Annotated in this window: 22 protein-coding genes; 7 read left to right on the top strand and 15 right to left on the bottom strand. The window is 49.3% G+C overall.

All coding sequences use genetic code 11. The features are described from left to right. Positions 1-32: 32 nt before the first annotated feature. On the bottom strand, positions 33-449 hold the full coding sequence (locus MKZ07_RS00660) for a hypothetical protein (protein ID WP_036692913.1): 417 nt from the start codon (positions 447-449) through the stop codon (positions 33-35). A gap of 721 nt (positions 450-1,170) precedes the next feature. Then, positions 1,171-1,812, bottom strand: coding sequence for a hypothetical protein (locus tag MKZ07_RS00655; protein ID WP_156949558.1), 642 nt, complete (start codon positions 1,810-1,812; stop codon positions 1,171-1,173). Between the two features lie 222 nt (positions 1,813-2,034). Between MKZ07_RS00655 and MKZ07_RS00650 the strand changes: the two genes are divergently transcribed. After that, positions 2,035-2,511: a DUF6843 domain-containing protein gene (locus tag MKZ07_RS00650; RefSeq protein WP_036692910.1), complete on the top strand. Its 477-nt coding sequence runs from the start codon at positions 2,035-2,037 to the stop codon at positions 2,509-2,511. On the opposite strand, the gene MKZ07_RS00645 is transcribed toward MKZ07_RS00650, so the two are convergent. After that, positions 2,508-3,323, bottom strand: coding sequence for a class I SAM-dependent methyltransferase (locus MKZ07_RS00645; protein WP_036692907.1), 816 nt, complete (start codon positions 3,321-3,323; stop codon positions 2,508-2,510). The two genes, MKZ07_RS00650 and MKZ07_RS00645, sit on opposite strands and share 4 nt — an antisense overlap. A 302-nt stretch (positions 3,324-3,625) precedes the next feature. Beyond that, positions 3,626-4,234, bottom strand: a complete 609-nt coding sequence (locus tag MKZ07_RS00640) for a hypothetical protein (protein WP_341024001.1) — start codon at positions 4,232-4,234, stop codon at positions 3,626-3,628. Positions 4,235-4,576: 342 nt separating this feature from the next. On the opposite strand from MKZ07_RS00640, the gene MKZ07_RS00635 reads away from it, so the two are divergent. Both MKZ07_RS00635 and MKZ07_RS00630 read left to right on the top strand, forming a co-directional pair. Further along, positions 4,577-5,767: a pectin acetylesterase-family hydrolase gene (locus MKZ07_RS00635; protein ID WP_341024000.1), complete on the top strand. Its 1,191-nt coding sequence runs from the start codon at positions 4,577-4,579 to the stop codon at positions 5,765-5,767. Positions 5,768-5,810: 43 nt separating this feature from the next. Continuing rightward, positions 5,811-6,428 carry a TetR/AcrR family transcriptional regulator gene (locus tag MKZ07_RS00630; RefSeq protein ID WP_051493287.1) on the top strand — a complete coding sequence of 206 codons (618 nt, stop codon included), beginning with the start codon at positions 5,811-5,813 and terminating at the stop codon, positions 6,426-6,428. Here the strand turns inward: MKZ07_RS00630 and MKZ07_RS00625 are convergent. The 5 genes from MKZ07_RS00625 to MKZ07_RS00605 form a co-directional block, all read right to left on the bottom strand. Further along, positions 6,403-7,761, bottom strand: coding sequence for a HAMP domain-containing sensor histidine kinase (locus tag MKZ07_RS00625; RefSeq protein WP_036692902.1), 1,359 nt, complete (start codon positions 7,759-7,761; stop codon positions 6,403-6,405). The two genes, MKZ07_RS00630 and MKZ07_RS00625, sit on opposite strands and share 26 nt — an antisense overlap. Continuing rightward, entirely contained in the window at positions 7,758-8,435 is a 678-nt protein-coding gene (locus tag MKZ07_RS00620; RefSeq protein WP_036692899.1) for a response regulator transcription factor, read from the bottom strand. The genes MKZ07_RS00625 and MKZ07_RS00620 overlap by 4 nt, the downstream gene beginning before the upstream one ends. 22 nt (positions 8,436-8,457) lie before the next feature. Then, positions 8,458-10,419, bottom strand: a complete 1,962-nt coding sequence (locus MKZ07_RS00615) for a serine hydrolase domain-containing protein (protein WP_235218368.1) — start codon at positions 10,417-10,419, stop codon at positions 8,458-8,460. 179 nt (positions 10,420-10,598) lie between these two features. Then, positions 10,599-11,147 (bottom strand): CueP family metal-binding protein, encoded by a 549-nt coding sequence (locus tag MKZ07_RS00610; RefSeq protein ID WP_036692896.1) that lies wholly within the window; start codon positions 11,145-11,147, stop codon positions 10,599-10,601. Between the two features lie 28 nt (positions 11,148-11,175). Continuing rightward, complete coding sequence (locus MKZ07_RS00605; protein ID WP_036692894.1) at positions 11,176-13,170, bottom strand: Na+/H+ antiporter; 1,995 nt, start codon at positions 13,168-13,170, stop codon at positions 11,176-11,178. A gap of 264 nt (positions 13,171-13,434) precedes the next feature. Here MKZ07_RS00605 and MKZ07_RS00600 point away from each other — a divergent pair, with 264 nt between their 5' ends. Beyond that, positions 13,435-14,100 (top strand): hypothetical protein, encoded by a 666-nt coding sequence (locus tag MKZ07_RS00600; protein WP_036692892.1) that lies wholly within the window; start codon positions 13,435-13,437, stop codon positions 14,098-14,100. A gap of 448 nt (positions 14,101-14,548) precedes the next feature. Here MKZ07_RS00600 and MKZ07_RS00595 read toward each other — a convergent pair whose 3' ends face one another. Both MKZ07_RS00595 and MKZ07_RS00590 read right to left on the bottom strand, forming a co-directional pair. Further along, positions 14,549-15,277, bottom strand: coding sequence for an HAD family hydrolase (locus tag MKZ07_RS00595; protein ID WP_051493286.1), 729 nt, complete (start codon positions 15,275-15,277; stop codon positions 14,549-14,551). A gap of 180 nt (positions 15,278-15,457) precedes the next feature. Further along, complete coding sequence (locus MKZ07_RS00590; RefSeq protein ID WP_036692891.1) at positions 15,458-15,715, bottom strand: AbrB/MazE/SpoVT family DNA-binding domain-containing protein; 258 nt, start codon at positions 15,713-15,715, stop codon at positions 15,458-15,460. A gap of 388 nt (positions 15,716-16,103) precedes the next feature. Between MKZ07_RS00590 and MKZ07_RS00585 the strand changes: the two genes are divergently transcribed. The 3 genes from MKZ07_RS00585 (at position 16,104) to MKZ07_RS00575 (ending at position 17,652) form a co-directional block, all read left to right on the top strand. Continuing rightward, positions 16,104-16,523: a MarR family winged helix-turn-helix transcriptional regulator gene (locus tag MKZ07_RS00585; RefSeq protein WP_036692889.1), complete on the top strand. Its 420-nt coding sequence runs from the start codon at positions 16,104-16,106 to the stop codon at positions 16,521-16,523. A gap of 168 nt (positions 16,524-16,691) precedes the next feature. Next, entirely contained in the window at positions 16,692-17,327 is a 636-nt protein-coding gene (locus tag MKZ07_RS00580) for a hypothetical protein (RefSeq protein ID WP_143804241.1), read from the top strand. A gap of 16 nt (positions 17,328-17,343) precedes the next feature. Further along, positions 17,344-17,652: a hypothetical protein gene (locus MKZ07_RS00575; RefSeq protein ID WP_036692885.1), complete on the top strand. Its 309-nt coding sequence runs from the start codon at positions 17,344-17,346 to the stop codon at positions 17,650-17,652. A 107-nt stretch (positions 17,653-17,759) separates the two neighbouring features. On the opposite strand, the gene MKZ07_RS00570 is transcribed toward MKZ07_RS00575, so the two are convergent. From MKZ07_RS00570 to MKZ07_RS00555, 4 genes are all read right to left on the bottom strand, one after another. Further along, positions 17,760-19,856, bottom strand: a complete 2,097-nt coding sequence (locus tag MKZ07_RS00570; protein WP_341023991.1) for an alpha-galactosidase — start codon at positions 19,854-19,856, stop codon at positions 17,760-17,762. 388 nt (positions 19,857-20,244) lie between these two features. Continuing rightward, positions 20,245-21,570 (bottom strand): ABC transporter substrate-binding protein, encoded by a 1,326-nt coding sequence (locus MKZ07_RS00565; protein WP_036692881.1) that lies wholly within the window; start codon positions 21,568-21,570, stop codon positions 20,245-20,247. Positions 21,571-21,692: 122 nt separating this feature from the next. Beyond that, positions 21,693-23,339, bottom strand: a complete 1,647-nt coding sequence (locus tag MKZ07_RS00560; protein WP_076155035.1) for a response regulator transcription factor — start codon at positions 23,337-23,339, stop codon at positions 21,693-21,695. Next, the gene (locus tag MKZ07_RS00555; protein WP_051493285.1) at positions 23,332-25,194 is read right to left on the bottom strand and encodes a cache domain-containing sensor histidine kinase; all 1,863 of its coding nucleotides are present in this window, start codon (positions 25,192-25,194) and stop codon (positions 23,332-23,334) included. Before MKZ07_RS00555 ends, MKZ07_RS00560 begins: the two co-directional genes overlap by 8 nt. Positions 25,195-25,362 lie beyond the last annotated feature (168 nt).

Below are 25,362 nucleotides of genomic sequence, written 5' to 3'. Positions count from 1 at the left end.
TCCTTTAAACTATTTTTTTCTATCTTAATTATTTAGTATCTATCTTGATCATTCCTACGCTCAACTTTCCAAACAAAAAAAAGAATAAATTGAATTAATATAAATATTTTAGGTAATAATGCAATTAATTGAAATTGATAACCTGATAAAAAATTCGAACTCGAATTATCAACAGTCACTTTAAAAATTATTAATAATAATAGCGTAGGAAATAGATTAACAAAAAACCATATCTTCTTATATTTCAATATATTGTCTTTAAAAGAAATAGTATGATTAAAAAACATAAGGCTCACAGGAAGGGCATAAGCTCTTATTATTTGCCCCAATATCTCATGATTCCAACCTTCAATACGGAGATCAAGAAGGTAAACAATTAGAAGATGCAGCAAAACAATTATTAAAGTATGAAATAATGCTCTGAGGATATGAGTAATAAACTTTTGCATATGATCCACCTTTCAAGAAAACACATTTCCATTTTTCATTCTCAATATCCTAATATCATACACTTAATAATATATGGTTTAAATTTAAAATTTTCCCTTTATGGTTTTTGTCAGTTTCTCTCCTTAATTATGTATATCTTTTCAAATAATTGATCACCCATAGCACAAAAATAAAAATTATTTGTACTACAATGTATATAACAGGAACGATAATTACTAATTCAAAAAAACCACTGTCAAAATTCAAATCTATAAAATTATTTTCAGTAGGTTCATATTCTTTACTGTTATAAAAAAGAATTAGAAGACTAACACTAGGGATTGTGCTTATGCAAAGCCATATTAGGTTATATCTAATCTTCTTTGTTATTAATGAAATCATGCAGGTTGCATACAAGAGGAGAATTAGAACGAAAGAAACAATATATGCTTGTCGTACCGCCTCTTCCTCCCATGCTTTTGATTTCAGATTCAAAAAACGAAAACGAATAACAAATAAATGTAAAAACACAATAAATATCACTTGTGAAAAAGCACTTTTTCAATTTATTCACACCTCACAATTAGGTAATATAGTTACCCTTATGCTGCCGTAATCCTCTAATCGGAACAGATTATCCCCTGGTGTGAAACGGTAATAATTATTCAGGATGCTGCCATGGAGGTGGTTGCAGAGCAGCTTGACAAATTCCGTTATAAATACCATCTTTTATTTAATTGATTATTTAATCTCTAACCCTAAGTCCTCGCATATTTTATAAGGTTCACAGTAACTAACACTTTTATCTATATCTATTACAAAATCTATCAGCAATCTTTCATTACTTTTCTCGCAAATTTTCAACCTAACATCTTCTCCATATGTTAAACCAAGTAACTCGTCGACATCTTTTTTCTTAATCTCTTCATTGGTAGTTTTATTCACTACGACAACGTTAATACTTCTTATATCCTTGAATCTCTCCCTACTCTTTTCAACATCAACTGAATACGGTAGTTTTTCTTGTTCAACCATAACCTCTACTTTTTCAATAAACTTTTCATTGTTCGAAAAGCTAATGTTAGAAAGTTCTTGCTGTACTGATGATTTTGATTCGATAATCCAAGGTGCAAGAAAAAAAAAGAGAAACGTAGTCCCAAAACAAATAAGAAGTAAAAGTGGTAATTTTTTTTCTATTAGGTGTTTTGCAAAAAAAAGATAGGCTATGATACATAACAACAAAAGGGTAGCGTAAAAAAATAAAGAATCATAGTGAGTTACAGTAAATAGATTGCCACCACCAATAGAAAAGGCAATCCCTATAACTAAAAACCAAATACCTACACCCATGACTGCGCTTAAGGCAACAAAAAATAAACTCATTATCATGGTATTCTCCTTTGGCGAGGTTACGCGGCTTTCTATCACCCCATGATAACTAATCTTGACCATATTTAAATTTGTACTGCTCTCCTTCCTCTAAATTCCTCATTCATCAACCAATTAGAAATATCGGGTTAAATTGAAATTTTTTCCTTCACTTAGAATTATCGGTTTTTCCCTATTAATCTTGTATATTAATGTTAAATTCCGGAGGTAGAAAAATTGAAAAAGACCCTTTTCCTACTGATACCGTTGTTATTATTGGTCCTTGCATTCTGCAGCACTAATAAACGCAATCCAAATCTTTATCTTATTCCAAACAATTATGTGGGTTGGGTGCAGATTATTTATAATCAAGAGGGGTTTAACGCTATCGAAAAGAATAACGGAAAAAATATTTTTACCATTCCTGAATCTGGAGTATTAAAAACATCCACCCCAGATCCTGAATACGGGATATCTTTCGAAGAATTTTACTACTATGATGAACAAAATAAGCAGCAAAAATTAGATGTCGATCAAATGATCCACCATCACACTATAGGCGACGGCGAGTCGGTTAGCAGTTCCGGTAAAATCGAGGGGCCTACGGTGCAGCGCTTTTTTGTAGGAACAGAAGCTGAGCTTCAAAATCATCCTGCTCCTGACTATCCTGTTGAACTAATGAAACCTGCTTCGTCTAATGGTCCAAGACCTTAAACGCTTTGATATTGAAATAGGACATTTCGATTGGTGATACGCAGTGCTCCCGAACGTTCAAGGGCTCCTTGTAGATAATCGCAGAGTTCATCGAACCTGCCCGTTAGGATACGTAACTGGTCTTCGCTAAAATAGGATGCAACATATAAAATAAGCGGTGCAGCCGATTGTATGACAATATCATTTTGCAATATGTATTGGGCTGTTACCTTAAAATATTTGCTGAGGATATCCTGGCCATTCTCCAGGTTGAAGTTTTGCACGGCTTCGTTAAAGAAAGACAGCCTGCCGTCAAACTCCAATATCAGCTGCAATAGTTCTCTATAATTGTTCGCGCTTACAGTTGAGGCGTATGCCGTTCCATCAGGCACCAATACACGGTTGATTTCAGAGAAAATCTTCTTGTGGTCCTGAAAATGGTACAGCAGGTGATTCGCAATCAAAACCTCAAATGAATGGTCCGGCCAAGGCATCTTCTCTGCATCTACGATTTCATATTGAAACCGCTCTAGCGGATCATGAATATTCCCTTTTGCCGTTTCTATCATCCCTCTCGAGGCATCAGTCAAGACAATTTCTGATCTAAGCGGAACTTCTCTCCGTTTTTTCGCCCACAACACACCGGTTCCGCAACCGATTTCTGCAATCTTCAGACCCTCGGTAAGTCCCAAATGCTCGAATACCCATTCATGCCAATCCACCTTATGCTCACAATACTGATATAGCTGTATCCTTGCATTCAAGCGGTGTTCATTGGAGTACTGGTCTTCAGAAAATTTTTGGACATGAGAAAATAATTCATCCCTGTTCATTATCGTATAAACCTCCCATTTTCTCTTTTCTCATTTTAAACAAATAATAGAGCGTTAAGATAAACTGGATAACATAGTTACTAAAAACCAGTTGATTTTGTACTTTATTCGCCGATTGCGTGAAATTATAATAGCATTTACACTGCATAATATCAGCGGTATGATGTACACCCTAATGGTTTCTTCTAATAATGCAGTTCCCCATCTCTCCATTTTTATCTGCAGATAATAAATCAGGATTAAGTGTAGTCCAATAACCAGCAGCACGTAGAGAATGGCTTGGAGTATCGTTTGTAACGCTTTCATCTTTCATCGCCCTTCATTGAGCTTTTCACTTTACTTAAGTGTTCGCTCAAACTCTCAGGATTAAATTCCCGCTCCTTACCGTCTGCATCAATCATAGTAATTTGCTCAGGCGGTTTCTCCAGACTTTTCCCTCTAACTAACAACTGTCCTTCCCCTTCGATCTCGTACTTTCTGATATACACTCCTGAACCGATATCCTCGAAAGCATACTTGTCAAAATCACTCCAATGTAGTGAGTCCACTCTTTCAGATAAGCTCTTTAATACATTTATTGGAATAGATCCGCTTACGCTTACTTCCGGGCCATACGTCTCCTTCCAATGCTCAAGCCACTGCGGATACTCCAACCCCTTGATCTCTTCTAGCGTCCTCCCTTCCATTGAATACTCGCCGCCTGCGACTACAAGATTCTTGGTTGTGCTTAGCGGAGCAGAGCTACCGCCTATAACCTCATGATCGGCGAGCATAACATTCACAGAAATTTTGTATTGATCTGGGGGATATTGCTGCGCCAGCGGATGATTCTTCACTATGAATTCATAGGTTGTAATCTCCTTTCCGAAGTAGATGCTGGCTTCTTCATCCTGTACTGCCCAGAGCTGCATATCTTGCAGGCTCTCGAGCCTCTGCGGCTCCAGCGTATATCTTGACGTCTCGCCTTCAGAGGCAACGTGGTATAGCCTAGCGCTTCAATATAACCGGCGGCGGTCTGCTCATCTGTCTGTTCCCCTCGAATGTTCTGGTTATTGCTACAGCCAACCACGGACAGCAGCACGAGACCTAGAACAAGGGATACAACGGCATAGGTAGTTAGTTTTTTCATGTAGATAATACTATCATAAAATACTTTATTTGGGATGTAGATTCAAAGAACTTGTCAATCATCTAATTACACACCTTGTATAACCAATACACCTATTGTATACTCCGATTAAAGGAGCGATGACATGCGAAAAATGAAGCGAATCACGTTAATCACAGGGATAGGACTAATGAGCCTGATTGGGATTGCTGTTCTTGCGGTCAACTCTTTTGTAATCCAAAGACCGGTCACTACAACCGCTGTCATCGCAGAAGTGAAGCCATACGAGTGGAATAAGGTCAAGCTGGGCGGGAATACCCTTTCCAGTGATGGATCAGAGTATTTCATCTGGACTAAGACCGGTGAGAGCAACAACTGGATCTTCTTTTTTTCCGGTGGCGGTGTCAGCTGGGATGCCCGGAGCGGTGCACATCCTATTAAGCTCATGAACTTTATTAAAGGCGGAGATACAGGCAACTATTTCGCTGATATTCCGTTCTATATGCTGACTTTGCTGGGCGGGATGATGGATACGGACAACCCGGATAATCCGTTTCACGGCTGGAATGTGGTCTACCTCCCTTATTCAACAGGCGACTTCCACATTGGTAACCGCACCGCTACGTATCCGCGTGAGGATGGGAGCAGCTTCACCATGCGGTATAATGGGCGTAATAATGTGCGCAGCAGCCTTGACTGGATCTATGCAAACGTGGCTAAGCCCGATAAGCTGCTGATTGCAGGGGAAAGTGCGGGGGGATTCGGGTCAGCCTTCTGGGCGCCCGAGATTGCTTCACATTACCGGGATGCTGAGATTTTCCATTATGCAGACAGCTCCTTCCTGAAGTCAGACAAGTGGCCGCAGGTGATGGAGCAGGAATGGGACTCGGATTTCACTGCAAACTTCGGGTATGCGCCAGAGGCAGATATTATCGGGGCTGCTTTTCGGGCGAATGGCCGGCTGCTGCCAGCAGGTACGGTGCTTTTACAAGCCTACTCGGTATATGATGAGATTCTAATCCACTTCCAGAACAAGATCAACGACTACAATGGCCCACGGAACCAGAGTCTTATTAAGGCATGGTCAGAGGAAATGCGGCAGTCGGTAGCTGCTCTAGCTGCAACGGTTCCTAATTATTATTACTATCTGACGGATTACGGGCTGAATGCTGAGAACGGGACGACCCCGCATACTTTTGCCACCCGGGAGACCTTTTATCAGGCGGAGCAGGATGGTGTGAAGCTTGTGAAGTGGCTGGGGGATGCGGTCAATCAGCAGAAGCGCTATTCGGTAGGCAGCAAGTTTCTGGAGACGCAGGCAACCGCGCAGGAGTAGGACCAGCAGCAATATTTTCGCAGGTAGACAGGAGAGAAGATCATTGAATTTACGTGAAAAGCAAATGCAAATGACCAAAGGGCTCATTAAGGAGGCCGCGCTGGGCCTGTTCTGTGCTCAGGGAATCGAACGAACGGATATGACGCAGATTGCCGGACAAGCCGGTGTCTCCCGCCGAACGTTATACCTTCATTATAAGGACAAGGAAGATTTAGCCGCTGAGCTCTATGTGGATAATCTGGAGCGGATGTTTGGCAGGCTGCTGTTTGATTTTGATTTTGCCCTGCCAGTTCCCTCCCTGGAGAAGATTCTGGATCAATATCTCGCGCTTAGAGAGCATGAGGAGGCGTTGATCTATTATGATGCGATTTTTGGAGTGTATTATAGCACCCTGTCCAAAGATCCGGCGGAGTTGCCTGATTTCAAGAGAGCTATGGAGGTCTGGTACTCCCGGTACATAAACCTTGAGACCGCAGCGGCGGCTCCAGAGTATCAAAAAAAGTGGCTGGATCTTCTGCAGAAGTCCACCCACCTGTATTTCATGTATTTACAAAAAGCCGTTATTCTATCCCATCAGCGGGGCGGTGCCGTGACGGAGGAAGACCGGGCAGCGGACCGGCAATTCAAGGATTTCATTATGGCTGGCGTGCGGGCAACCTGACGATAATCGTTGTTCCCTCTTTGGCCGCACCGTCTACCTCGATACTGCCTTGATGCAGGGAGATGATTTTTTTAACAATAGCCAGCCCCAGACCGTTCCCGTTGTTACTTCCATTGCGCGACTTGTCTACTGTATAGAATCTTTCGAATACGGCGCCCCACTCTTCCGGGGATATTCCGATGCCATTATCACTGATAGTGATTGCAACTTCCGCTGCACTGCTGTCTATACGGATGCGGATCTTCCCGCCTTCAGGCGTGAACTTGATGCTGTTGCCGAGCAGATTCATCCATACCTGCTTCAACTGGTCTTCATCCCCTATAATATGAACAGCTTCCGGCAGCTCCAGATCGATAACGATGCTCCGGGCGGACCATTGCGGCTCACAGGTCACCACGATTGTTCTGATCTGCTCGTCAAGCCGGAAGGAGACTGCCGCGAAGGGGTGATGCTCGGAATCCAGAGAAGCAAGCTTCAGCAAATTATCACTTAGCCGTGACAGACGCCCACTCTCCGCAATGATGATATCCAGATACTCCTTACGCTCTTCCTCCGCAATCAAATCATTGTTCTGCAGCGCCTTGGCAAAACCGGATATAGAGGTCAGCGGTGTCTGAATTTCATGAGAGACATTGGAGACGAAATCCTGCCTCATCTGCTCCAGCTGCTTCAGTTCTCCCGCCATCTCCACATAGCTCTGTGTCAGCTCCCCGATCTCATCCACACGGTTCCTCGGAAGATCCACTTCGAAATCACCTTTGGCCAGTCTTCTGGTGGCGTTGGTCAAAGCCTTGATCGGCTCTACCAGGTATCTGGCAGCCACAACAATACATACACTGCCCAGCACAAGCACAAGCAGCAGCACGAAAAGAACCAATCGGTTGACGATATTTTCGTTCTCGGCAGAGTACTGAAGGAACATCGCATGCCACTCCCCCTTGAGCATAAAGGGCATTCCGATGAACGTATCATTATCTTCTGTGGAGGAACGATAGACCTTGCCCTGCAATACTTGCCGGACAGCCTCTGGGGTGATGGTCACAGCCGGACTATCCGAGAGCCCGTAAAAGGTATGTTCTCCCGAAGGATGGTACAGGTGAATAGGATGTGCGGATACCTTAACCATACTATTCAGGAACTCGTCCGTATCTGTAGGCTTGGCGTCATCATAGCGGTGAATAATCTCCCTGCCCACTGTGAACATCTCGTTCTGTCCCTCATAGCTTATCTGCTTCTGAAATACATACAAACCAATGAAAAAGGAACAGATCAGACTAAAGACAATAATGCCGAGAAACGTGAGAATGATCCGAATATACAGGGTTTTGATCATGGCTCAGGGATCAGGCGGTATCCGAGACCCCGGGCGGTTTCGATTTGAAAACCCTCGCCATTGCCGCTGAATTTCTCCCTCAGCCGGCTGATATGCACATCTACAGTCCGGCCGTCCCCTTCATAATTGAGCCCCCAGATTTGCTGAATTAGCTGTTCTCTGGTGAAGATCTGCCTGGGGTGGCTGACCAGCAGAAACAGAAGATCAAATTCCTTCAAAGGCAGCGAGACCGGCACTTCACCGCGTGTAACCTGAAAAGTCCGGCGGTTAAGCACCACATTGCCAAGCTGCACGGACTGGGAAGTAACGACCAGCGAGCGTTTGAGCAGCGCTTTTACCCGCATGACCAGTTCAACCGGATCAAACGGCTTGGTCAGGTAATCGTCCGTTCCGAGCTGAAACCCTTTAATCTTGTGGGCAGACTCCGCTTTGGCCGTCACCATGAGGAGGGGGAGATTGGCATCCGAACGCCTGATTTCCCTGCACAGCTCCCAGCCATTCAGTCCGGGCATCATAATATCCAGGATGACAAGATCGATCTGTGTGTCCTCGATTATGGATAAGGCCTTAGTGCCGTCACTGGCTTCTCTGAGGTCGAACCCTTCCTTGCGCAGATATAGAGACATCAGCTTCCGGATATTGTCATCATCATCCGCGATAAGTATAGTAGCCACGATCACCCTTCTCTCTTAAGCGTTATCCAAACTGCCAGCCGAGCAGATTCCAATGATAGAAGAAGATCATCAGCACGACAGCCGAAAGCGTCACTAACGTATAATGCACCCGCCTAATGGCGGTCCAATACTTATTTCTCCAAACCTGTATAGTCGAGACCAGCAACGCTAAGGTCAAGCCCGCCAAAAGGATTGGCATCCCCAAACTGAGAGACAGCAAAGGACTGATACTGGTAAACTTCTGCATCGTGTCCATGGACATCACTACCATGAACAGAGTAATAAAAGATAACAGCGCCCAACCGGCAGTTCCTGAAGATAATCGGACGGCCCGCTTTTCTGCGAGCGTCATTGCCTTGAACCTGCGATTGAAGAGGATTGGTCCAAGCAATGCGGTGATGAAAAGGACTGCCAAGACCCCAACGACGATAAGCCAAAACTTACTCTGATCCAAGAGCGGCGTCCGCTCCAGCGGCATATCCGGGGCCATGTCCAGGAGCATATGAGTAACCTTGCCAGACTCATCCGTACGGAAGCCGATCTGATCGGTCCCTCCCTCAAGCTGGAACAGGTTAGGACTAATTTCTCTATACAGCTGTTGTTCACTGCCGCTTCCCAAGGATAACTTATTACCCGCAATCGAAACATTCAGCTGGGCAAAAAAATTGAAGAACTTGTCAATATCACTGCTGTTGTGGCGTGTAAATTGATAGGAGCCGGCATATTTCTGCACAGATTCCGCAGAAGCGGCGAACTCCGGCTGCTCCACCTCCGGAGCAGGATAATAACGGTTGAAGAAGGCCTGGAGCAGATTGGACGCAGCTTCGCTGCCTTGACCGCCATTGTAGGATAAGAAAATACCCAATTGCTTGGCAGGTGCAAGATAGAATTCTGTATTGAACATGGGATCGGAGCCGCCATGCGAGATTAATGTTACCCCGTTCACCCGCTTCTCTGCGAATCCGAGTGCTACACCCGGCAGGCGCTTATCAAATTGGAATGCTGTTGAATGCATCCGCTCTGCGGTTGCGGGCTTCAAAAGCTGCTGTTCGCCGTATTTCCCGTTCTGCAGATGCGCAATCATGAAGTGCGCCATGTCTACAGCGGATACGGTAGCCGAGCCGGCAGGACGAAAGCCGCCCTCGAACGTAGGTGTGCCAGGAATAAAGCTGCCGGTCTCACTATTGTACCCTACCACTTGGTAAGGGATGAATGACTTCGGCAGAGGCTCCACAACCGTCGAATATTTCATGTCCAGCGGATCGAAAATATACTTCTGAATATAATCATTATAGGGAATTCCACTGACGTCCTCCACAATCATACCTGCAAGCGTGGCTCCGTAGTTAGAATAGGAACTCATCACACCGGGCGGTCTGATCCGGGCGAGCATATGCTTATTGAGCGTTTCTGAGATGGACCCGGGCAATTCGGCAGGATCAGTGGTGATCTGATAACCGACTCCGCCCTCTTCAAATCCTGCTGTATGAGTCATCAAATGACGCATGGTGACGGGCTCAGGATAAGTGGCAGGAATCTTCACGGATTTCAGATAGGTGTTAATGTCCGTGTCCAGATCAATCTTTCCCTGCTCTACCAATTGCATCACCGCTGTCCAGGTAAACAGCTTGGTCGTTGAAGCGATTCGGAACATGCTGGTTGCAGGATCAACCGGTAGCGCTTGTTCCAGATTAGAGCTGCCATACCCCTTGGCCAAAATAATCCTGCCGTCCTTGACGACGGAGATAACCGCTCCCGGAATTTGCAGCCGGTTCATATACTCTTCCATCATCCCATCCACAAAGGCGGTCAGTCCTGCCGTATCCTCAAGCTTGGCGGGCGCTTCCATCCGGGAACCCGGTAAAGATGCTTGCCCTGTCTCCGCCTTGGCATGTTTCCCGGGAAATATAAGGCCTGTAGCTAATCCCAGCACAGCCAATATTGCCAGAGTAGCGATCAGCCTGTTTTTCATAGATATTAACATTATTATCCTCCGCATCATCTTTATATTGAAGGTTGAATTTCAACCACCTAACACTTATAGAGATTATCAGAGTAGTGTGAATGGAACGTTAACAGGATTTGCACAAAAACGCCCCTCAGCCAGTTGGCGGCTTGGGACGTTCTTCGTGTGAGTTAATGATTGTCTGCACATTAGGTCCTTTAACTCAATTGCATACTCGTAAGACAGGTATCATCACTCTCAAAAGTGGAAATCTCGGACTTGGCCTCTTTGCCGTCATGAGTAATGGTCATCTTATAGTTCTGATCACGCGGCAGCCATAGGTCGATGAAGCCGTTCGGCTGGGACTTGACGGTCTGGTTCATGATCTCCTTACCGTCCTCGTCTACGACTGTTACCCCGAAAGATTGTTCGACCATCTCTCCCTGACAGCCGGTCAGGCTGTGGGTCGCACAGGGATGTGTATTCTGCACATAAGGAGCAACCGACAGGAAGAACTCATCCTCCGGCAGCCTATAGACTGCTTCGTTAGAACCGCCGCTCTCCACGATCAGCTGGGTTGAGGTAATCGAAGCGGACTCCGCCGTCAAGGTGCGTGAGCTGAAGTCAGCCACCATTTGCTTGATGTCCTGGCTGCTGCCCGGAGTTGTAGCAACCTCCGTTGTCTTCCGTTCACCGCTACCCGAATACAGGTAGATTCCCAGCGCTGCAATAACCGCACAGGTGCCCGCTACTATTTTATTGTTCATGTAAGATTCATCTCCTTGTAGATGGAATTCAGCCCATTTCTTCCCGCAGATCATGCTCCATGAACAGAATATCACGTTTCATTTCCTTCATGCTAGCTCTGGAGATCCGTCCGGCCTCGAACATCAGCTGAATGTTATCACGCTCTAGCTGAATGCCCGCGCGTGACAACTCGTGCAGCGACTCTTCGAACTCCCGCTTCGTAGCAGAGAGAGACTCCTGCCGGGTCAGTCTTAGCCGACCCCGCTCATAACGAAGAATCAGGGAGCTAATGACCTCAGGCTCCATCTCCCCCGTATTCTGCAGCTCTCTCAGCTGTTCAAGAACGTAAGCAAAAATCCCGGACTGCAGCCGGTTCGATTCCTCACGCCGCTCCTGCGCGTTTAAGCGGACCTGCTGAATGACACCGGTAATTTCTTCCCAGCTTTTGAACGGAATCAGGTCGTTCTTGTACTGCGGATCACGGGTGTATATGAACAGCTGCCGGTTCAGCCGGTTCAGATAGCGGTAGGCCGTGTACGGGTTCACTTCGTGCTGCTTGAGCGCATGCATGATGTATTCCCGCTGCCACTTGAGTGCTGTCACCCCAAGCTGCCGTTCCATTTCCTCAGCGTCATCCTTCTTCTTCAGCAGGCGGATTCTGGCATTGTAGGTTCCGGTCAAATGATTCAAAGCCATCCGGGACTGGGACTGATCTGTAGCCTGCTCCTGCAGTCCGGCAACTACATTGCGCAGAATTTCGATTTTGGCCTCAGCCTCCTCGGCATTATGCTCCGCTTCATGATCGGAGCCAAGTAGCAGCGGCAGCAGGAAGTTAGACGCCAGCAGAGTCCAGAGAATAACACCCGCCGCCAGGAAAATAATCAGGTCTCTCGCGGGGAAGTAGGAGCCGTCATCCAGGAAAAACGGGAGTGACATCGTACTGGCCAGGGTAATCGTACCTCGAACCCCCGACAGCGTGAGAATGAGCGCCTTCCTGAACTCCAGCTTCCAGGGTCCCCGCGTCTCCTCCCCTTCGGGAATATCCATGACCAGCATCCAGACCAGCCTCAGACCGAGGACAGCAGCGGTTAATAGCAGGGTATACAGGATAACCTGGACATTCCCTATATCCGGGTTGTTCCAGACGGTCTTAATAATCTCCGGCAGTTGGGTACCGAGCAGCAGGAACACCAGACCGTTCAGGACAAAGATAATGACCGCCCAGGTACTTTTGGACACGACGCTCAGCTTGGCTACCTCAGGATTCATCTGCTTGTAGCTGAAGGAATGCGCGATCCCTGCACTGACCACTGCCAGAATGCCATTGACGCCCAGCTCCTCAGCGGCCATAAAAATAGCAAACGGCGTCAGGATCTCAATCAGCATATGTAGCGTGACATTCTCCATCCCGAGCCTGCGCAGCCACCGCACGATCCCGTATTTAATGAACGTCAGCACAAGGCCCAGCACCACACCGCCTAACGAGATGCCAATAAAGCTCAGACTGGCCGTTTTGAAAGAGAATGCTCCTGTGACCATAGCCGCAACTGCAAATTGAAAGGACACCAGACCCGAAGCATCGTTAATTAACGATTCTCCTTCGAGTATCTGCATCGTCTGATGGGGGATTTTCACTTTTTGCTCTAATGCGCCTACAGCAATCGCATCCGTAGGGGCCAGTGCCGCCGCCAGCGCAAACGCAGCCGCCAGGGGCAATACCGGCAGCAGCCAGTGCAGGAAATATCCCAGCACCCCTACCGTTAGAAAAACCAGTCCCAGCGCCAGCAGCAATATCGGCTTTTTCAGCTTCCATAAGGCCACTTTATCGGCAAGTCTGCCGTCATTGAACAGCAAGGGGGCAATGAATAATAGCAGGAACAGCTCCGGGTTCAGCTCCAGCTCGAAATGCAGGGGCAGCCAGGTCAAGGCCATACCCAGCACAATCTGAATAATCGGCACGGAGAGCGAGGGGATGAACCGGTTCACCAGATTAGACAGCGACACAGCTGCCAGCATCAACAAAATATACTCAAATAATTCCAATCGGACAAACCTCCATCTCTGCACTTGCTTGTGCAGATCCTAAATTACGTTATGTATTTAAACTCAGTATAAACGATCTGGGAGGAAATATCCTCTTGGCGGCTGCTATAGATAACGATTAAACGGGTAATGGACAGACATCGAAAAACCATTTATTGCCGCCTGTCCATATGCCGGCGTATAATTAGCTCAGACGAAGAACGTCCCAAGCCATCGCTGGCAGAGGGGCGTTCTTTTTTTGTTAACATGAAGGAGGGAATACATATGGAGTTTGAAAAAGCGCATCAATTGCTATTGGACCGGCATCTAACTGTCCGAACAGGGGAGCGCAGAGGGCGTCTCTCACGGGGGCACCAGTATGCTGAGAAACTGATGCTGCGCAATGTCTGGTGGCCGCTATTCGGCAACCTGGATGACCTGCATCCTGAATATGAAATCTATGACTGGAACCGCAAATCACAATTTCTGGATGTTGCCTTTCTCCCCTCCTACGGAAAATTCGGTCTGGAGTGTGACGGTTACCAGAGTCATGTGAAGGATATGGACCGGGAGAAATTCAGTTACTCGCTTAACCGTGATACATTCTTGAGCGGAATGGGCTGGAGAATCATCCATTTCTCCTTCGATGATGTACAGAACCGCCCGGAAATCTGCCGGATGCTGCTGCAAATGGTCATTACTCCCGCCTTGCTCCGCAACCCGTCCGGGCAGTCTCTCTCACCGCTGGAACGAGAGATCCTAAGACTATCCTGGAGTCAAAAGAAGGGCTTACGCCCCAAAGATGTGATGCTCCAATACGATGTGAGCTTTCGGACAGCGCGTAAACAACTGCAGGAGTTAGTCCGTAAAGGCCTGCTGCGCCCAGTGATCCAAAACACTTATGTATGTTATTACGAGCCGGTAGAAGGATTATCCGATTGGTTTCTGTAATGTTGAGGTTAGCAACTCCTCCGAACAGCAGAGTAGGTCTGTTAAGTAGAGTAGATCGGTGAGCTGTGGGCTTGAGGGGTGCGGTGAGGGGTGCGGTTCAGACGCTGAAGACAAACTGAAAGTGTTGCAGGAAATGCAACTTGGCTATCTAAATACTGGGGTGTGCGGCAGAATTGTTGCAAGAAATGCAGGAATCTTAACGCAAAGTTGCTCAAATGCGAAGTAATCCTGCCTTTTGTACAACATTTCCCGATAATTTCCATATCAGCGTCAAGCATGTTGTATAATGCGCAGGAATTGAACGCTTAACAGAAAAAACCGCCTTCGCCCTCCTAAACGTGCGGGCGAAGGCTGACACATTGCCTACCTTATTAAAGTTTCTTCCCAGTAGTAAAGCTCACTCCTGCTCACTCCTTGCTTACTCCCTGCTTATTCCAGGTACGCCGGATTACAGGTCAGCTGCAACGCTGTTATCATATAGAGCAATCAATTCATCGAACGATGAGATAATGACATCCGAACCCTTCAGCTCATCCTGCCGCCCGAAGCCGGCATAGGCGCAGCCGATGACGGTCTGTCCGTTGCCCTTGCCCGCCTGTACATCGGAGGAACGGTCCCCGACCATCCAGGCGCTGCCGATCTTGTGATTGTCCAGCAGAAGGCCGAGCAGCTCGGTCTTGGTTGCCGTACCCGAGCCGCCTGCGCTATACAGCCCCTCGAACAGGTCCTTCAGCTCGTGCACAACTACAATGCTATGGATATAATCCTCCAGCCCGTTGCTGGCTACGAACAGCTTCACTCCGCGCGCGTGCAGCGCACGCAGCGTCTCGACTACCTTAGGGTACAGGACCGTCCCTCCGGCTTCCAGCCCCTCAATCTCAAGCTGCAGGAGCAGTTCATCCGCCCGGCGGTGTACGGCCTCATCCGCTTCCGGCATTACGTTCTTCCAGATATCCGCAAGCAGCATGCCTAGACTGCCCAGGATGCGCTCCTCCGGCGGAGTCGGGCCGGAATGCAGGCCTTCTTCCCGCAGGATATCAAACATTTTATGATAGGCGGGCAATAACAGGCTCTCTGTCTGGAACAGCGTACCATCCATATCGAATACGATGGCTTCCGGCTGGTTTAAGTTCGGTAGCGGTCTGTTGCCCACCTGTGTCTGTTCTTCGTTGCTCATGAGGTGAATCATCCCTTCCCAATTGTTCTTCGGTCACACGCCCTAATAATATAGGAAGCAGCAGATGTTGTCTACGAACCCCTAATTACAGAAAGGGACCGCAGTGCAAACACATAGCGTGCTTACACTGCGATCCCTTCTGTTCATACTGCATACTGCATACTGCCTCAGAACCTTGACTTATACGTTGTCGAAGCTTGAGATCAGTTCATCGAGAACATCTTTGCTGACCATTTTACCCTTGAAGTTGATCAGGTTCTCGGCACTTCCGGAGAAGATGCAAGTAGGTTCATATTTTCTGAGAATGATCTTTTCGCCGTCCACAAAAATTTCGAGCGGATCCTTTATGTCAATTCCCATTGTTCTACGCAGCTCAATCGGAATCACAATACGTCCCAGTTCATCTACTTTTCTTACTATACCTGTTGCTTTCATCATTATGCATCCTCCCTTGAAATAACACTTGGATCATCATTCGGTGTTAAAAGCTATCAAAGCTTCTAATAAGTAGAAATGATTACTCTATAATAGCATTGTAAAGTGCTATTTCTTTCCTGTCAATTTTATTTCTACATCTTTTGATATTTATCGACAAAAAATTCGACAAAGATTAGAGTTTTTTCGACAAATCTATAATCGAAACCGTTTTATTTCCATTTTATTCTTTTCATTCTATTTTTGCCCGAAATGCTCTAGGGTATTGGCTGAAGCGGTTCTGCTCTTAGCTTACGGCTGCTCCTTTGGAACTATGCTCTGCCTTCCTTACTTGACAATAAAGATATACAATCTATATATTTTACTTAATATACTATATTGGAGTGTTTCTATGAGCAAAGAAGCAGAGAAAGAACAAGCCGTCTATACTGTCATGGATCATATGGCAAGCGTGCAGCAGAAGTCGCAGGCGTTCATAGACCGGATTACCAAGAAAGGATCACTCTCGCAGAACCAAATCATGCTGTTGTTCCTGCTGCAGCTCACCGGCTCCCTTAATATTACGGATATTTCAGAGCGGCTAGTGATTACTCCAGGAGCCGCTTCGTTCATGTGCGATAAGCTGGAGGATCTGGGATACATCGAGAGAGTGCGCACGAAGGAAGACCGCAGAGTCGTCAATATTGTTCTCACCGGACCAGGCAAACAGCACATCCTTTCTCTGTTCGACAACTTTGCATTGACTGACCTCGTCAAAATCTCGGTGGCCCTCCAGAGAATCGATGAGCTGATGGGCGGAATGTTAGAATAATACTAACGTTATTCTTTAAACACTGATTGCATTTCCTTTAGGGAAGTGCAGTTTTTTTGTTGTACGATCTGCGATTCAGGCGAAACCCGATTGTTGCGGTTGATTATATATTTCATTTAATATATATTATAGTTACTTAAATATTATAAAACGGCGGTGAATGAACCTATGCCTACACGGAACCCGGCACCTGCGCCCAATAAACCTCTTAAAATCAACGGCTCCCGGATCTGCCGGGGGGATATGGACGCCTCCCGTGTGGAAGTGCTGGGCCACCTGCATGTCAGCGGGAGCTTGACCACAACGCGCCTGAGGCTTAGAGGAGAGTGCTCCATAGGGTTGTCATGCAATACGCAGGAGCTGAGCAGCTTCGGCAGTCTGCGCGTTCCTGAACTCAGAGGCGTGAGCATCACGTCCAATGGATACCTGTCTGTTACCGGTGAGGCTGCCGCAGAAGAATTCAAGGCTGAGGGCTGCGTACGTATAGACCGCTTGTCCTGCATCGGCACCATCCGCATCAAGCTGGGGGCCTTGTGCAAGATCAGACACATGACCTCTGAAGGTGATATTATCGTGTCGCCCTCCTCCAGGCTGCTCCCTATTCCGCTGAGCCCTTTCCGCAAGCTGCGCTGTGAGATCATTGAAGGGGCTGACCTCACCCTGTACCGGACGCAGGCAGACCTCGTGTGCGGACAGAATGTTACGCTCGGGCCGGGATGCTCCATCCGGGAGATCCGTTACCGGGAGACGCTGACAATTCATCCCCTTTCCCAGATAGGCAAGATTATTCAGATAAATACATAACGATGGAGGTACAAACATGAAATCTTCTTCCGCTGGTGCAATGCCTATATTGCTAAACTATTTGGCAAAAGGATTCGTCATCCTGTTTGCATTGCCCGTGCTGGGCGTCTGGTTGGCCGGGAGCTTCATCTGTGCCATCATCGCTCCTGTAGCAGGCTTGCTGCGGACCTTCGGAGTCAGTGCCATAGGGATGAATCTGACCCCGTCCTATTCAGTCCCGGTCTTTCTGAGCTTGCCCTTCAGCTTAGTTCTCGCGTCCCTCCTTCTCTTGTCCTTTTATTACACCCGCCGTTTGTTGCGGAAAAGCCTAAGCTTCATCAGGTAGCAAAAGGGGTATTTCAGCAGCCATCCTCCGGCGCAGAAATACCCCTTTTTGTATACAGAACACTCCATACCAGCTGTTCAGCCTCTTCTTGGTGTGCGAAGCTGGCCCTACGAACGAAGCTCGAAGAGCCTCGCAGTCTTGCCAGCGGGCAGCGTAACGGTCAAGCTGCCTTCCTCCGCGTTCCAGCTCCACTGCGACCCGTGTGTCTCAGGATACGTACACCGGGCCTCCGCATCGCGTCCCCTCAGCTCAGGAACAGGCAGCGTGACCGCAGCCGCTTCTCCCGCAATTCGCCATACAGCGATATAGCGGATGTCTCTATGACGCAGACCGAAGCTGACCCATTCCCCTCCACTGTCGGGCAGACCGAGCGGCCAGAAGGCGAAGGCTTGCGGAATGTGGGCGCGGATAGACTTGTAATAATCCAGCGCCTCCTTCACCAGCGCCCGGCGTCTTGGCGTTAGCTCAGCCAGATGGCCGCTCTGGTGGACGCGAAGCAGCAGCGAGTTAACCATATTGAAAATAACCTCTTCATCGTCGCCTTCGCGCAGCGGATATGACCAGACCGCGGATTGTTCGGGAGTCAGTGCAGCCGGAGAGCCTGCGGCAATGGCAGCATACTTCACGTAATCCTCCTGATCACTGGTGGACTGGATGCTGTGACGGCTGAGCATGGCGTAATCCATCCGCATCCCGCCGCTGGAGCAGTTCTCGATCACCAGCTGCGGATAACGGGCAAAGATGCTGTCGAGCCAAGCCAAATAAGCGCGGTTATGCTGCAAAAGGCCGTCCCCGAAGCTGTCTGCCTCCGTCTCCGTACCAATGCCTGCATTGATGTTATAGTCCATCTTGATATACCCGACGCCGTATTCCCCGACCAGCCGGGCAATCACGCTGTCGGCATGCTTGATGACCGCCGGATTACGGTAATCGAGCTGATAGCGGCTGCGGTCCTTGACCCGCTTGCCATGGCGCATGAAGAACCAGCTGTCGTCAGTCTCCGCAAGCTTCGGACTGTTGATGCCCATCACCTCCAGCTCCAGCCACAGGCCCGGAATCATCCCCTTGCTGCGGATCACATCCAGCACGTATTTGATGCCTTCCGGGAAGCGCTCAGCCGAAGGCTCCCACTCCCCGACCCCGTCCCACCATTCACCTGGAGCATACCAGCCTGCATCGATGCAGAAGTATTCACAGCCGACTTCGGCAGCAGCATCAATCAGCGGCAGCAGCTTCTCCGTGGTCGGGCTTCCCCACAGGCAATTCATGTAATCGTTGAAAATCACCCGCAGCCGCTCATTATCCTCATTCGGTCTGCGGATCAGCCGCCGGTATGCAGTTAGCTGCTCAGCCGCCTCTCCGAACCCACCCTCTACTACACCTGCGGCCACCGGCACAGAGGTGAACGCTTCGCCAGGGGCGAGCTTCAGCCACCAGTGGTTGTCATGCTCCGTAGGCCCGCTGACCAGCAGTGTAAGCTGATCTGCCTGATCCGTCAGCTCCCAGTGCCAGGAGCCGTTATGTTCAATCTGCCAGAACAGGCTGCTCCCGCTCTCCTGGTTGCTCAGCACGGCCATTGGCAGCAGCTCAGCCGCTGACCAAGACCCGGTATTGCTGGCCGCAATCCGCTTCGATCCACGGTCAGCGAGATGGGACATGCCCAGCTCTGGCAGACTGTAGCTTTTCCACTGCAGCTCACTCTGCCACCCGCTGTGAGCAATACTCACTTCAATCTTGTCGTTACGGTCTCCGTCGCCCTCCTTGTCCACTCCTGTAAGCGCGAACGAAGACAGATACTCCACACCCGCTTCCGCATCGCCTTCATTCCGTACCACTGTCCAGGAGCGAACAATCTGCACGCCAGTATAGAACTGATAATGCTGTACTGCCTTCACACCCGTCAGCGGGTCAGCCAGCGTAAGCTCCAGCTTCCGTCCCAGCGGATTCATCGTGTCCTTATGCCCGACATACACCATCCGTAATCCCGGATAAGACGCGCGGTGCGTCCGCCCGTGATATTCCGCCCGGTCTTCCCCCGACAGCTGCAGCTCCAGCAGCCGGAAGCTTGCCTTATGCTTGTCTTCTATGCTCCCTGCTTCCAGCGGCGCTGCGCCAAAATGCAGCAGCCGCACATCCAGCTCCCCCGAAATTTCAATCGTAAGATAAAGCCCGTTCTCGGCTATGTCTATAAGCCTGCTGTCCATGTCTGATTTGGCCTCCTTACAAATGATGTTGTTCTTGGTCTCTTGGTTACTTGGTTACTTGGTTACTTGGTTTCCTGTTTTTCTACCTCCCCTGATTAGGAGGCCATCTCTTGTATTCGTAACTCCTGATTTCCTGCGGTGCTCGTGTAAGTGGCGAAGTAACGGAGGGAGGTTTGGAATTGGAGGAGCGGTAGCGACCGCCTTTATGTTTGGATTTCTACTGCGGCGAGCAGTTTAAATCGGGAAATCCAAACATAACAGCGGCCGGAAATCCAAAGCTCACGCAGTTACGTCCAGCCACTTACACCCCCTCCCCCGCCGAATAATCTGTGTTACATAGAAAGATGGCCTCTCAGCAATCCTCAGAGGCCATCATTAAACCTTATTTTTATTCCGCAGACCCGAATTGAATCCAAGCCTTCTGAATTTCATCTATTGCCTGATCCTTCGTCTTGCTGCCGCCGATATAAGCCTGCATCAGCTCACCGAACTTCTGGTGGAACGTATCCAGGGAGTAGTTCACCGACAGGTCGCCGGATTTCTCCGTCTTCAGGATTTCTTCCATTTCCTTAGGCATTTGCAGGTCAGGCATCGGAGCGTCCTTGATCGGAGGAATAACCTTGGCTACATTAGAGAACCAGCTCTTCCCGTAATCGGAAGTATACAGCCAGTTGAAGAATTCAATCGTTTCCGCTGCTACAGCAGAATCCTTATTAATCCGCAGTGCCTGGTCGGCACCGGTGATAATCTGGGACTGCTCCGGTTTGTCACTGACAGGGTACCCGGCGATGCCGAGGTCAAAGTCAGGGGTAATTTTCTTAATCGCTTCTTCATCCCACGCGCCTTTACCGGTCATGAATGCTGTTTTGCCCAGGGCGAAATCACTGACCTCAGCGTTGCTGTCGCGTTCAAGCGGCTTGTCTGTTCCGTGCTTAACGGTTGTATCAATGAAGCTGAAGAAGTTGTCGTTCAGCACCGGATGATCTTTGAAGGTCGTCTTCCCGGCAATGAAGTCCGCTACGAGCGTCTTGGCATCGGTTCCGGCATCGGTCGCTGCGGCGTCTACGAAGTGCTGGAAGATATGCTTCCATACCCACCACTCTTTGTAGGCGTTGGCGAAGGGGGTGATGCCCTTGGCTTCAAGCTTGGTGATCGCATCATCCATTTCAGCAGTTGTCTTAGGCACTTCAGTGATGCCGGCATCCGCCAGCAGCTTCTTGTTGTACATCAGGACGAACAGGTTGCCCTTCACCGGCAGTCCGAGCACTTTGCCATCGGTAGAGCTCATGTTGGAGCGGACGGCATCCGTCATCGCGGCGGCCAGCGGCTCATTGGTCAAGTCAGCGCTGTATTCGGCAAAAGTATCGATATCCCCGCCTGCCGTGGTCTGGAACACATCCGGTGTGCTGCCGGCGGCAATCTTGGATTTCAGCACCGTATTGTAGTCTGCCTGCATGATTTCCAGATTGATCGTAACGTTCGGCTTCACCTTCTTGTATTCGGCAATATAAGCATTGAAGGCATCTGTGTATTCGGGAGAGGCGGTGAACATATTAATGGTGACGGGCTTGGCGGAATCCGTTGGTGTATTGCCTGCTCCAGCTGTTCCACCCGTGTTGTTAGCGGTATTATTGTTGCTATTTCCGCCGCAGCCGGCCAGCAGTCCGCCCACCAGCAGCAGACTCGCAGATAATGCCATGAATCGTTTTAACATGATGTTGCCCCCTTTTTCCTTATGCATCTTGTGGTCTTGCTCATCATTCTAAATAAAAAGAAAAAGGATAAGAATGTACATAAGTGAACTTCTGAGGGTAAAAAAGTGTCCATGTAACCGTTTCACTTTTCTACCCCTGGCAGCTGTAGCCGGAATTCAGAAGGGGAGCAATCATAGTAATTGCGGAACGCCTTGCTGAAATAGTTCTTGTCCTTATACCCCAGCATTTCAGAGATATCCTGAATTTTGAGGGCAGGGTCGGTCAGCAGTGCTTTGGCTTTGTCCATCCTTACCTTTTGCACATACTCGTGAATGCCGTAGCCGTATTGTCCCTTGAACAGCTTCATCAGATACTCTCTGCTCAGGAAATATTGTTCCGTGAACATTGATATCTTAATATCCCCGAAATAATGGTTATCAATATACGCCTTAATATTCTCCAGCACGCTGCTGCGGTCTCCGGCCACCGTCCGGCTGATCTCGCCCGCATAACGGTCAAAGATATCGTTAAGCACGCCCGCAAACTGCCCGAAGGAGGCGAAGTCGCTAAGGACGCCCAGGGAAGCCAGACTGCCGTCCTTTCCGCTGCGGGTCTGCGGCGGCATAGCATCCAACTCTGCAGCAATCTCGCCCAGCAGCAAAAGAAAACCATGTAGCGTCCTGTCCGCCTCCCCGAGCGTGAAGCCTTCCGTCTCCTGGCATTTACGGATGAATTCGCTGAGGATGCTGCGGGCATGGTTCACATTCCCGCCCTCCAGCGCGCTGCGGATCTGCGGCATCCGCCCGGTCAGGGAGGGATTATCCCGTGATACCGGATTCACTGCTCTGCCCTGTGCGATCAGGCTGCCCTTTAGACTGAGCAGGTCAATCGTATCTAGTGAGGCTTTGGCCTGCTCATAGGAGGCGGCAATGCTGAGCGAATCACTGCAAGGCTCCCCGATTCCGCCTGCACAGATGATTCCGAACAGCTCCTTCAAGGTAGAAGCTGCTTTCTTCATATGGTGCAGCGACAGGAAGGCCGCATCTGCTTCATAACCGCCCTTCATGGTGAAGATGGCAATGAATTCGCGCTCCCCCTTAGGGCTGGCGAAGCTGAACGACTCGAACTGCCCGTCCGTGTTCTCGTTCATCACATTCGTTACGGCAAAATGCAGCAGATCCCGGTCTCCATGGAATCTTTCCTTACGTACCTGCTCCAGATTAAGCATCCGCAGCAGGCCGACAGCGAAGTGGCTGGCCGCCCCATCCGCCCCGATCAGCGGGAGAAAGGCCTCATTGGACTGGGTCTTGAAGCTCCGGTCAATGATGGACAGGTACATCTTCTCCTTCAGCTTCGGCAGCGACATATTGAGTGTAATATTGCGGTTGATGAACTCGCTCTCCCGCTTCCGCTTGGCCTCCAGCACCCCCACTGCCTTGCGCAGCGCATGGTTAAGATCTGTGCGGTTCACCGGCTTCAGCAGGTAATCCACCACCTTCGAGCGGATGGCTTGGCGTGTATACTCGAAATCATTATAGCCGCTGATCACAATCAGCAGCAGGTCAGGGAATTCCTGCTCGGCTATCTGCAGCAGCTCGGCTCCGCTCAGCTCCGGCATTTTCATATCAACCAGCACCAGATCGAACCGTTCGCGGCGCAGCAGCTCGAGTCCCGCTTTCCCGTCTGTCGCCTCCCGCACCTCACTGACACCAAGGCCTTCCCAATCCCCCAGGATATGGATCGCTTCGCGCAGCGGCTCCTCATCATCAATAATCAGCACTCTATACATGTTGTCCCACTCCTCCCCGCGGCAGCCGCATATCCATTCGTGTTCCTTGCTCCGTGCTATGAATGACCAGACCCGACTCTTCTCCATACAAAAGCTTCAGCCGGGTATTCAGATTCTTCAGCCCGATACTTTCCATGCCGTCCTCTTCGTCCGTGTCCGCTGCGCGGTCCTCCCACTGCATCTGAAGTGAATTCAGCACCTGCTCCAGCCGTTCTCCGCTGATGCCCGGACCATCGTCCAGCACGGAGATCACGCTGTGTGTGCCGGTGATATGAGCCTCAATGGTGAGGGTAACCGTACTCGATACCTTTTCCAGCGCATGCTTGATGCAGTTCTCCACCAGGGTCTGGAGCGACAGCTTGGGGATTCTCAGCTCCATCAGGCTCTCATCCCAGGCGTACACCACCTGCATCCGGTTCCCGAACCGCGCCTTTTGCAGCGCCAGATAACGTTCGATATGCCCCAGCTCCTCCCTTGCCTGCACCACATCCTTGCCGCTAATGCAGTATCGCAGGGTCAGGGCCAGGTTGTCCACCATCTCGACAATGTCATCGTTGTTGTTCTTGAGGGCCTTGGTTGAAATCGCCTGGAGCGCATTGTACAGGAAATGGGGATTAATCTCGGCCTCCAGCGCTTTTAGGACGGCGTTCTTTTCAACGATTTTCATTTTATAGCGTTCATTAATCAGCTCATTCGTCCTCTCGACCATCTTGTTGAAATGGCGCGACAGGTAGGCGATCTCATCCTTGCCTGCAACCGCAGCCTGCGCATCGAAGCTCCCGGTGCTGAACCGCTGCATCTGGAGCGACAGATTCTTCAGCGGGTGGGTAATCCGGTTCGAGGTGAAGCTGACCAGCACCACAGAGACGATCAGGAACAACAGGCCAATCGCTACACTTAACGTACGCGTCGTTGTCGCCGCCTCATAGATTTGGGTGTAGGGAATCGGCTTGACGAGCTTCCAGCCTTCCTTTTGACTGATGTCATAGATTACGAGGTATTTCTGGTCCTTGCCGGACCAGGTTACGCGCCCCTTCTGCTCCGCTGTCAGCAGCTTCGCCAGCCCCGCCTCCTTGCTCTCCCGGTAGAATTCCTTATCGTCCACCTTGAAGGGCTCCCCGTCCGGGCTGATATACATCAGATGCTCTCCGGTGCTGAACGGGATATCCCGCATAATCTCATCGGTTACGGAGGAGTTCAAATATAGCGATAATACCGCCTGCGGCTCGCGTGACACGATGGAGCGGATCAGCCGGTGGTAGCCCATGAACACCTTGGCCCGGTTAACGGGGTAATCGGCGCTGTTCACGCTGGCCGGCTGCTCCTCCACGAACGACTGATAGGAACGGTTATACGGACTCTTAAGCGCCCGCTTATACCACGGCAGGTCATCAATAGGCGGATGCTCGGCTACCCGGACGGTGATATTATAGTTCTCCTTGGTGACATAATAATACTTCTGCTCCTTGATTACATAGAGATAGACAGCCTCCAGATCATTGCGTGAAAAATACAAATTCCGCAGATAATCCTCCACGTACATCCGGGAGCTGTAGTCTTCCGATTCATGCAAGAGCGCATAATTGAACTCATCATAGGAGATCTGAGGCAGAGACAACTGCTCAATCCCGCTCAGATAGCTCTCCAGATTACGTCCGACCAGGAGCAGGTTATTGCCTGTACTGGCAATGCTGTTATCAACCGATTCCCGCTGCAGCATGCTATAGGATATGTAGGTGAGTGAACTGACCACCAGGATGATGATAATCGTAAACAACAGAATCAGCTTGTTAGCCAGGCGGCGGGACACCCGCGCCAGTAAAGGCTCGATCAGCTTAAACCACACTTTTCTCATGATGCTCTCCGCTCTCCCCGCTGCCGGTTTTGGGGACTTGTCCGGCCTCCGCAGTCCGTTCACCTTTTTACCCTTAACTGTACTCTAAAATCCATTTTTGACGATAAGGGTCTGCTCTATAATACACAATATAGACTAACCGGAATGGTTAAGTGTGGCAAGCCAGGC

Source organism: Paenibacillus sp. FSL P4-0338, assembly GCF_038002365.1.
Lineage (GTDB): Bacteria > Bacillota > Bacilli > Paenibacillales > Paenibacillaceae > Paenibacillus_AQ.
The sequence above is the reverse complement of the archived record's forward strand: the minus strand, read 5'-3'. Positions and strand labels throughout refer to the sequence as shown.

What these genes read in the sequence shown, in the direction of transcription:
- MKZ07_RS00595 (WP_051493286.1), bottom strand. Translation starts at nt 15,277, where the DNA reads ATGAGCAACGAAGAACAGACACAGGTGGGCAACAGACCGCTACCGAAC.
- MKZ07_RS00565 (WP_036692881.1), bottom strand. Translation starts at nt 21,570, where the DNA reads ATGTTAAAACGATTCATGGCATTATCTGCGAGTCTGCTGCTGGTGGGC.
- MKZ07_RS00615 (WP_235218368.1), bottom strand. Translation starts at nt 10,419, where the DNA reads ATGTTAATATCTATGAAAAACAGGCTGATCGCTACTCTGGCAATATTG.
- MKZ07_RS00610 (WP_036692896.1), bottom strand. Translation starts at nt 11,147, where the DNA reads ATGAACAATAAAATAGTAGCGGGCACCTGTGCGGTTATTGCAGCGCTG.
- MKZ07_RS00635 (WP_341024000.1), top strand. Translation starts at nt 4,577, where the DNA reads ATGCGAAAAATGAAGCGAATCACGTTAATCACAGGGATAGGACTAATG.
- MKZ07_RS00555 (WP_051493285.1), bottom strand. Translation starts at nt 25,194, where the DNA reads ATGAGAAAAGTGTGGTTTAAGCTGATCGAGCCTTTACTGGCGCGGGTG.
- MKZ07_RS00585 (WP_036692889.1), top strand. Translation starts at nt 16,104, where the DNA reads ATGAGCAAAGAAGCAGAGAAAGAACAAGCCGTCTATACTGTCATGGAT.
- MKZ07_RS00560 (WP_076155035.1), bottom strand. Translation starts at nt 23,339, where the DNA reads ATGTATAGAGTGCTGATTATTGATGATGAGGAGCCGCTGCGCGAAGCG.
- MKZ07_RS00590 (WP_036692891.1), bottom strand. Translation starts at nt 15,715, where the DNA reads ATGATGAAAGCAACAGGTATAGTAAGAAAAGTAGATGAACTGGGACGT.
- MKZ07_RS00660 (WP_036692913.1), bottom strand. Translation starts at nt 449, where the DNA reads ATGCAAAAGTTTATTACTCATATCCTCAGAGCATTATTTCATACTTTA.
- MKZ07_RS00580 (WP_143804241.1), top strand. Translation starts at nt 16,692, where the DNA reads ATGCCTACACGGAACCCGGCACCTGCGCCCAATAAACCTCTTAAAATC.
- MKZ07_RS00570 (WP_341023991.1), bottom strand. Translation starts at nt 19,856, where the DNA reads ATGGACAGCAGGCTTATAGACATAGCCGAGAACGGGCTTTATCTTACG.
- MKZ07_RS00575 (WP_036692885.1), top strand. Translation starts at nt 17,344, where the DNA reads ATGAAATCTTCTTCCGCTGGTGCAATGCCTATATTGCTAAACTATTTG.
- MKZ07_RS00645 (WP_036692907.1), bottom strand. Translation starts at nt 3,323, where the DNA reads ATGAACAGGGATGAATTATTTTCTCATGTCCAAAAATTTTCTGAAGAC.
- MKZ07_RS00600 (WP_036692892.1), top strand. Translation starts at nt 13,435, where the DNA reads ATGGAGTTTGAAAAAGCGCATCAATTGCTATTGGACCGGCATCTAACT.
- MKZ07_RS00655 (WP_156949558.1), bottom strand. Translation starts at nt 1,812, where the DNA reads ATGAGTTTATTTTTTGTTGCCTTAAGCGCAGTCATGGGTGTAGGTATT.
- MKZ07_RS00625 (WP_036692902.1), bottom strand. Translation starts at nt 7,761, where the DNA reads ATGATCAAAACCCTGTATATTCGGATCATTCTCACGTTTCTCGGCATT.
- MKZ07_RS00640 (WP_341024001.1), bottom strand. Translation starts at nt 4,234, where the DNA reads ATGCAGCTCTGGGCAGTACAGGATGAAGAAGCCAGCATCTACTTCGGA.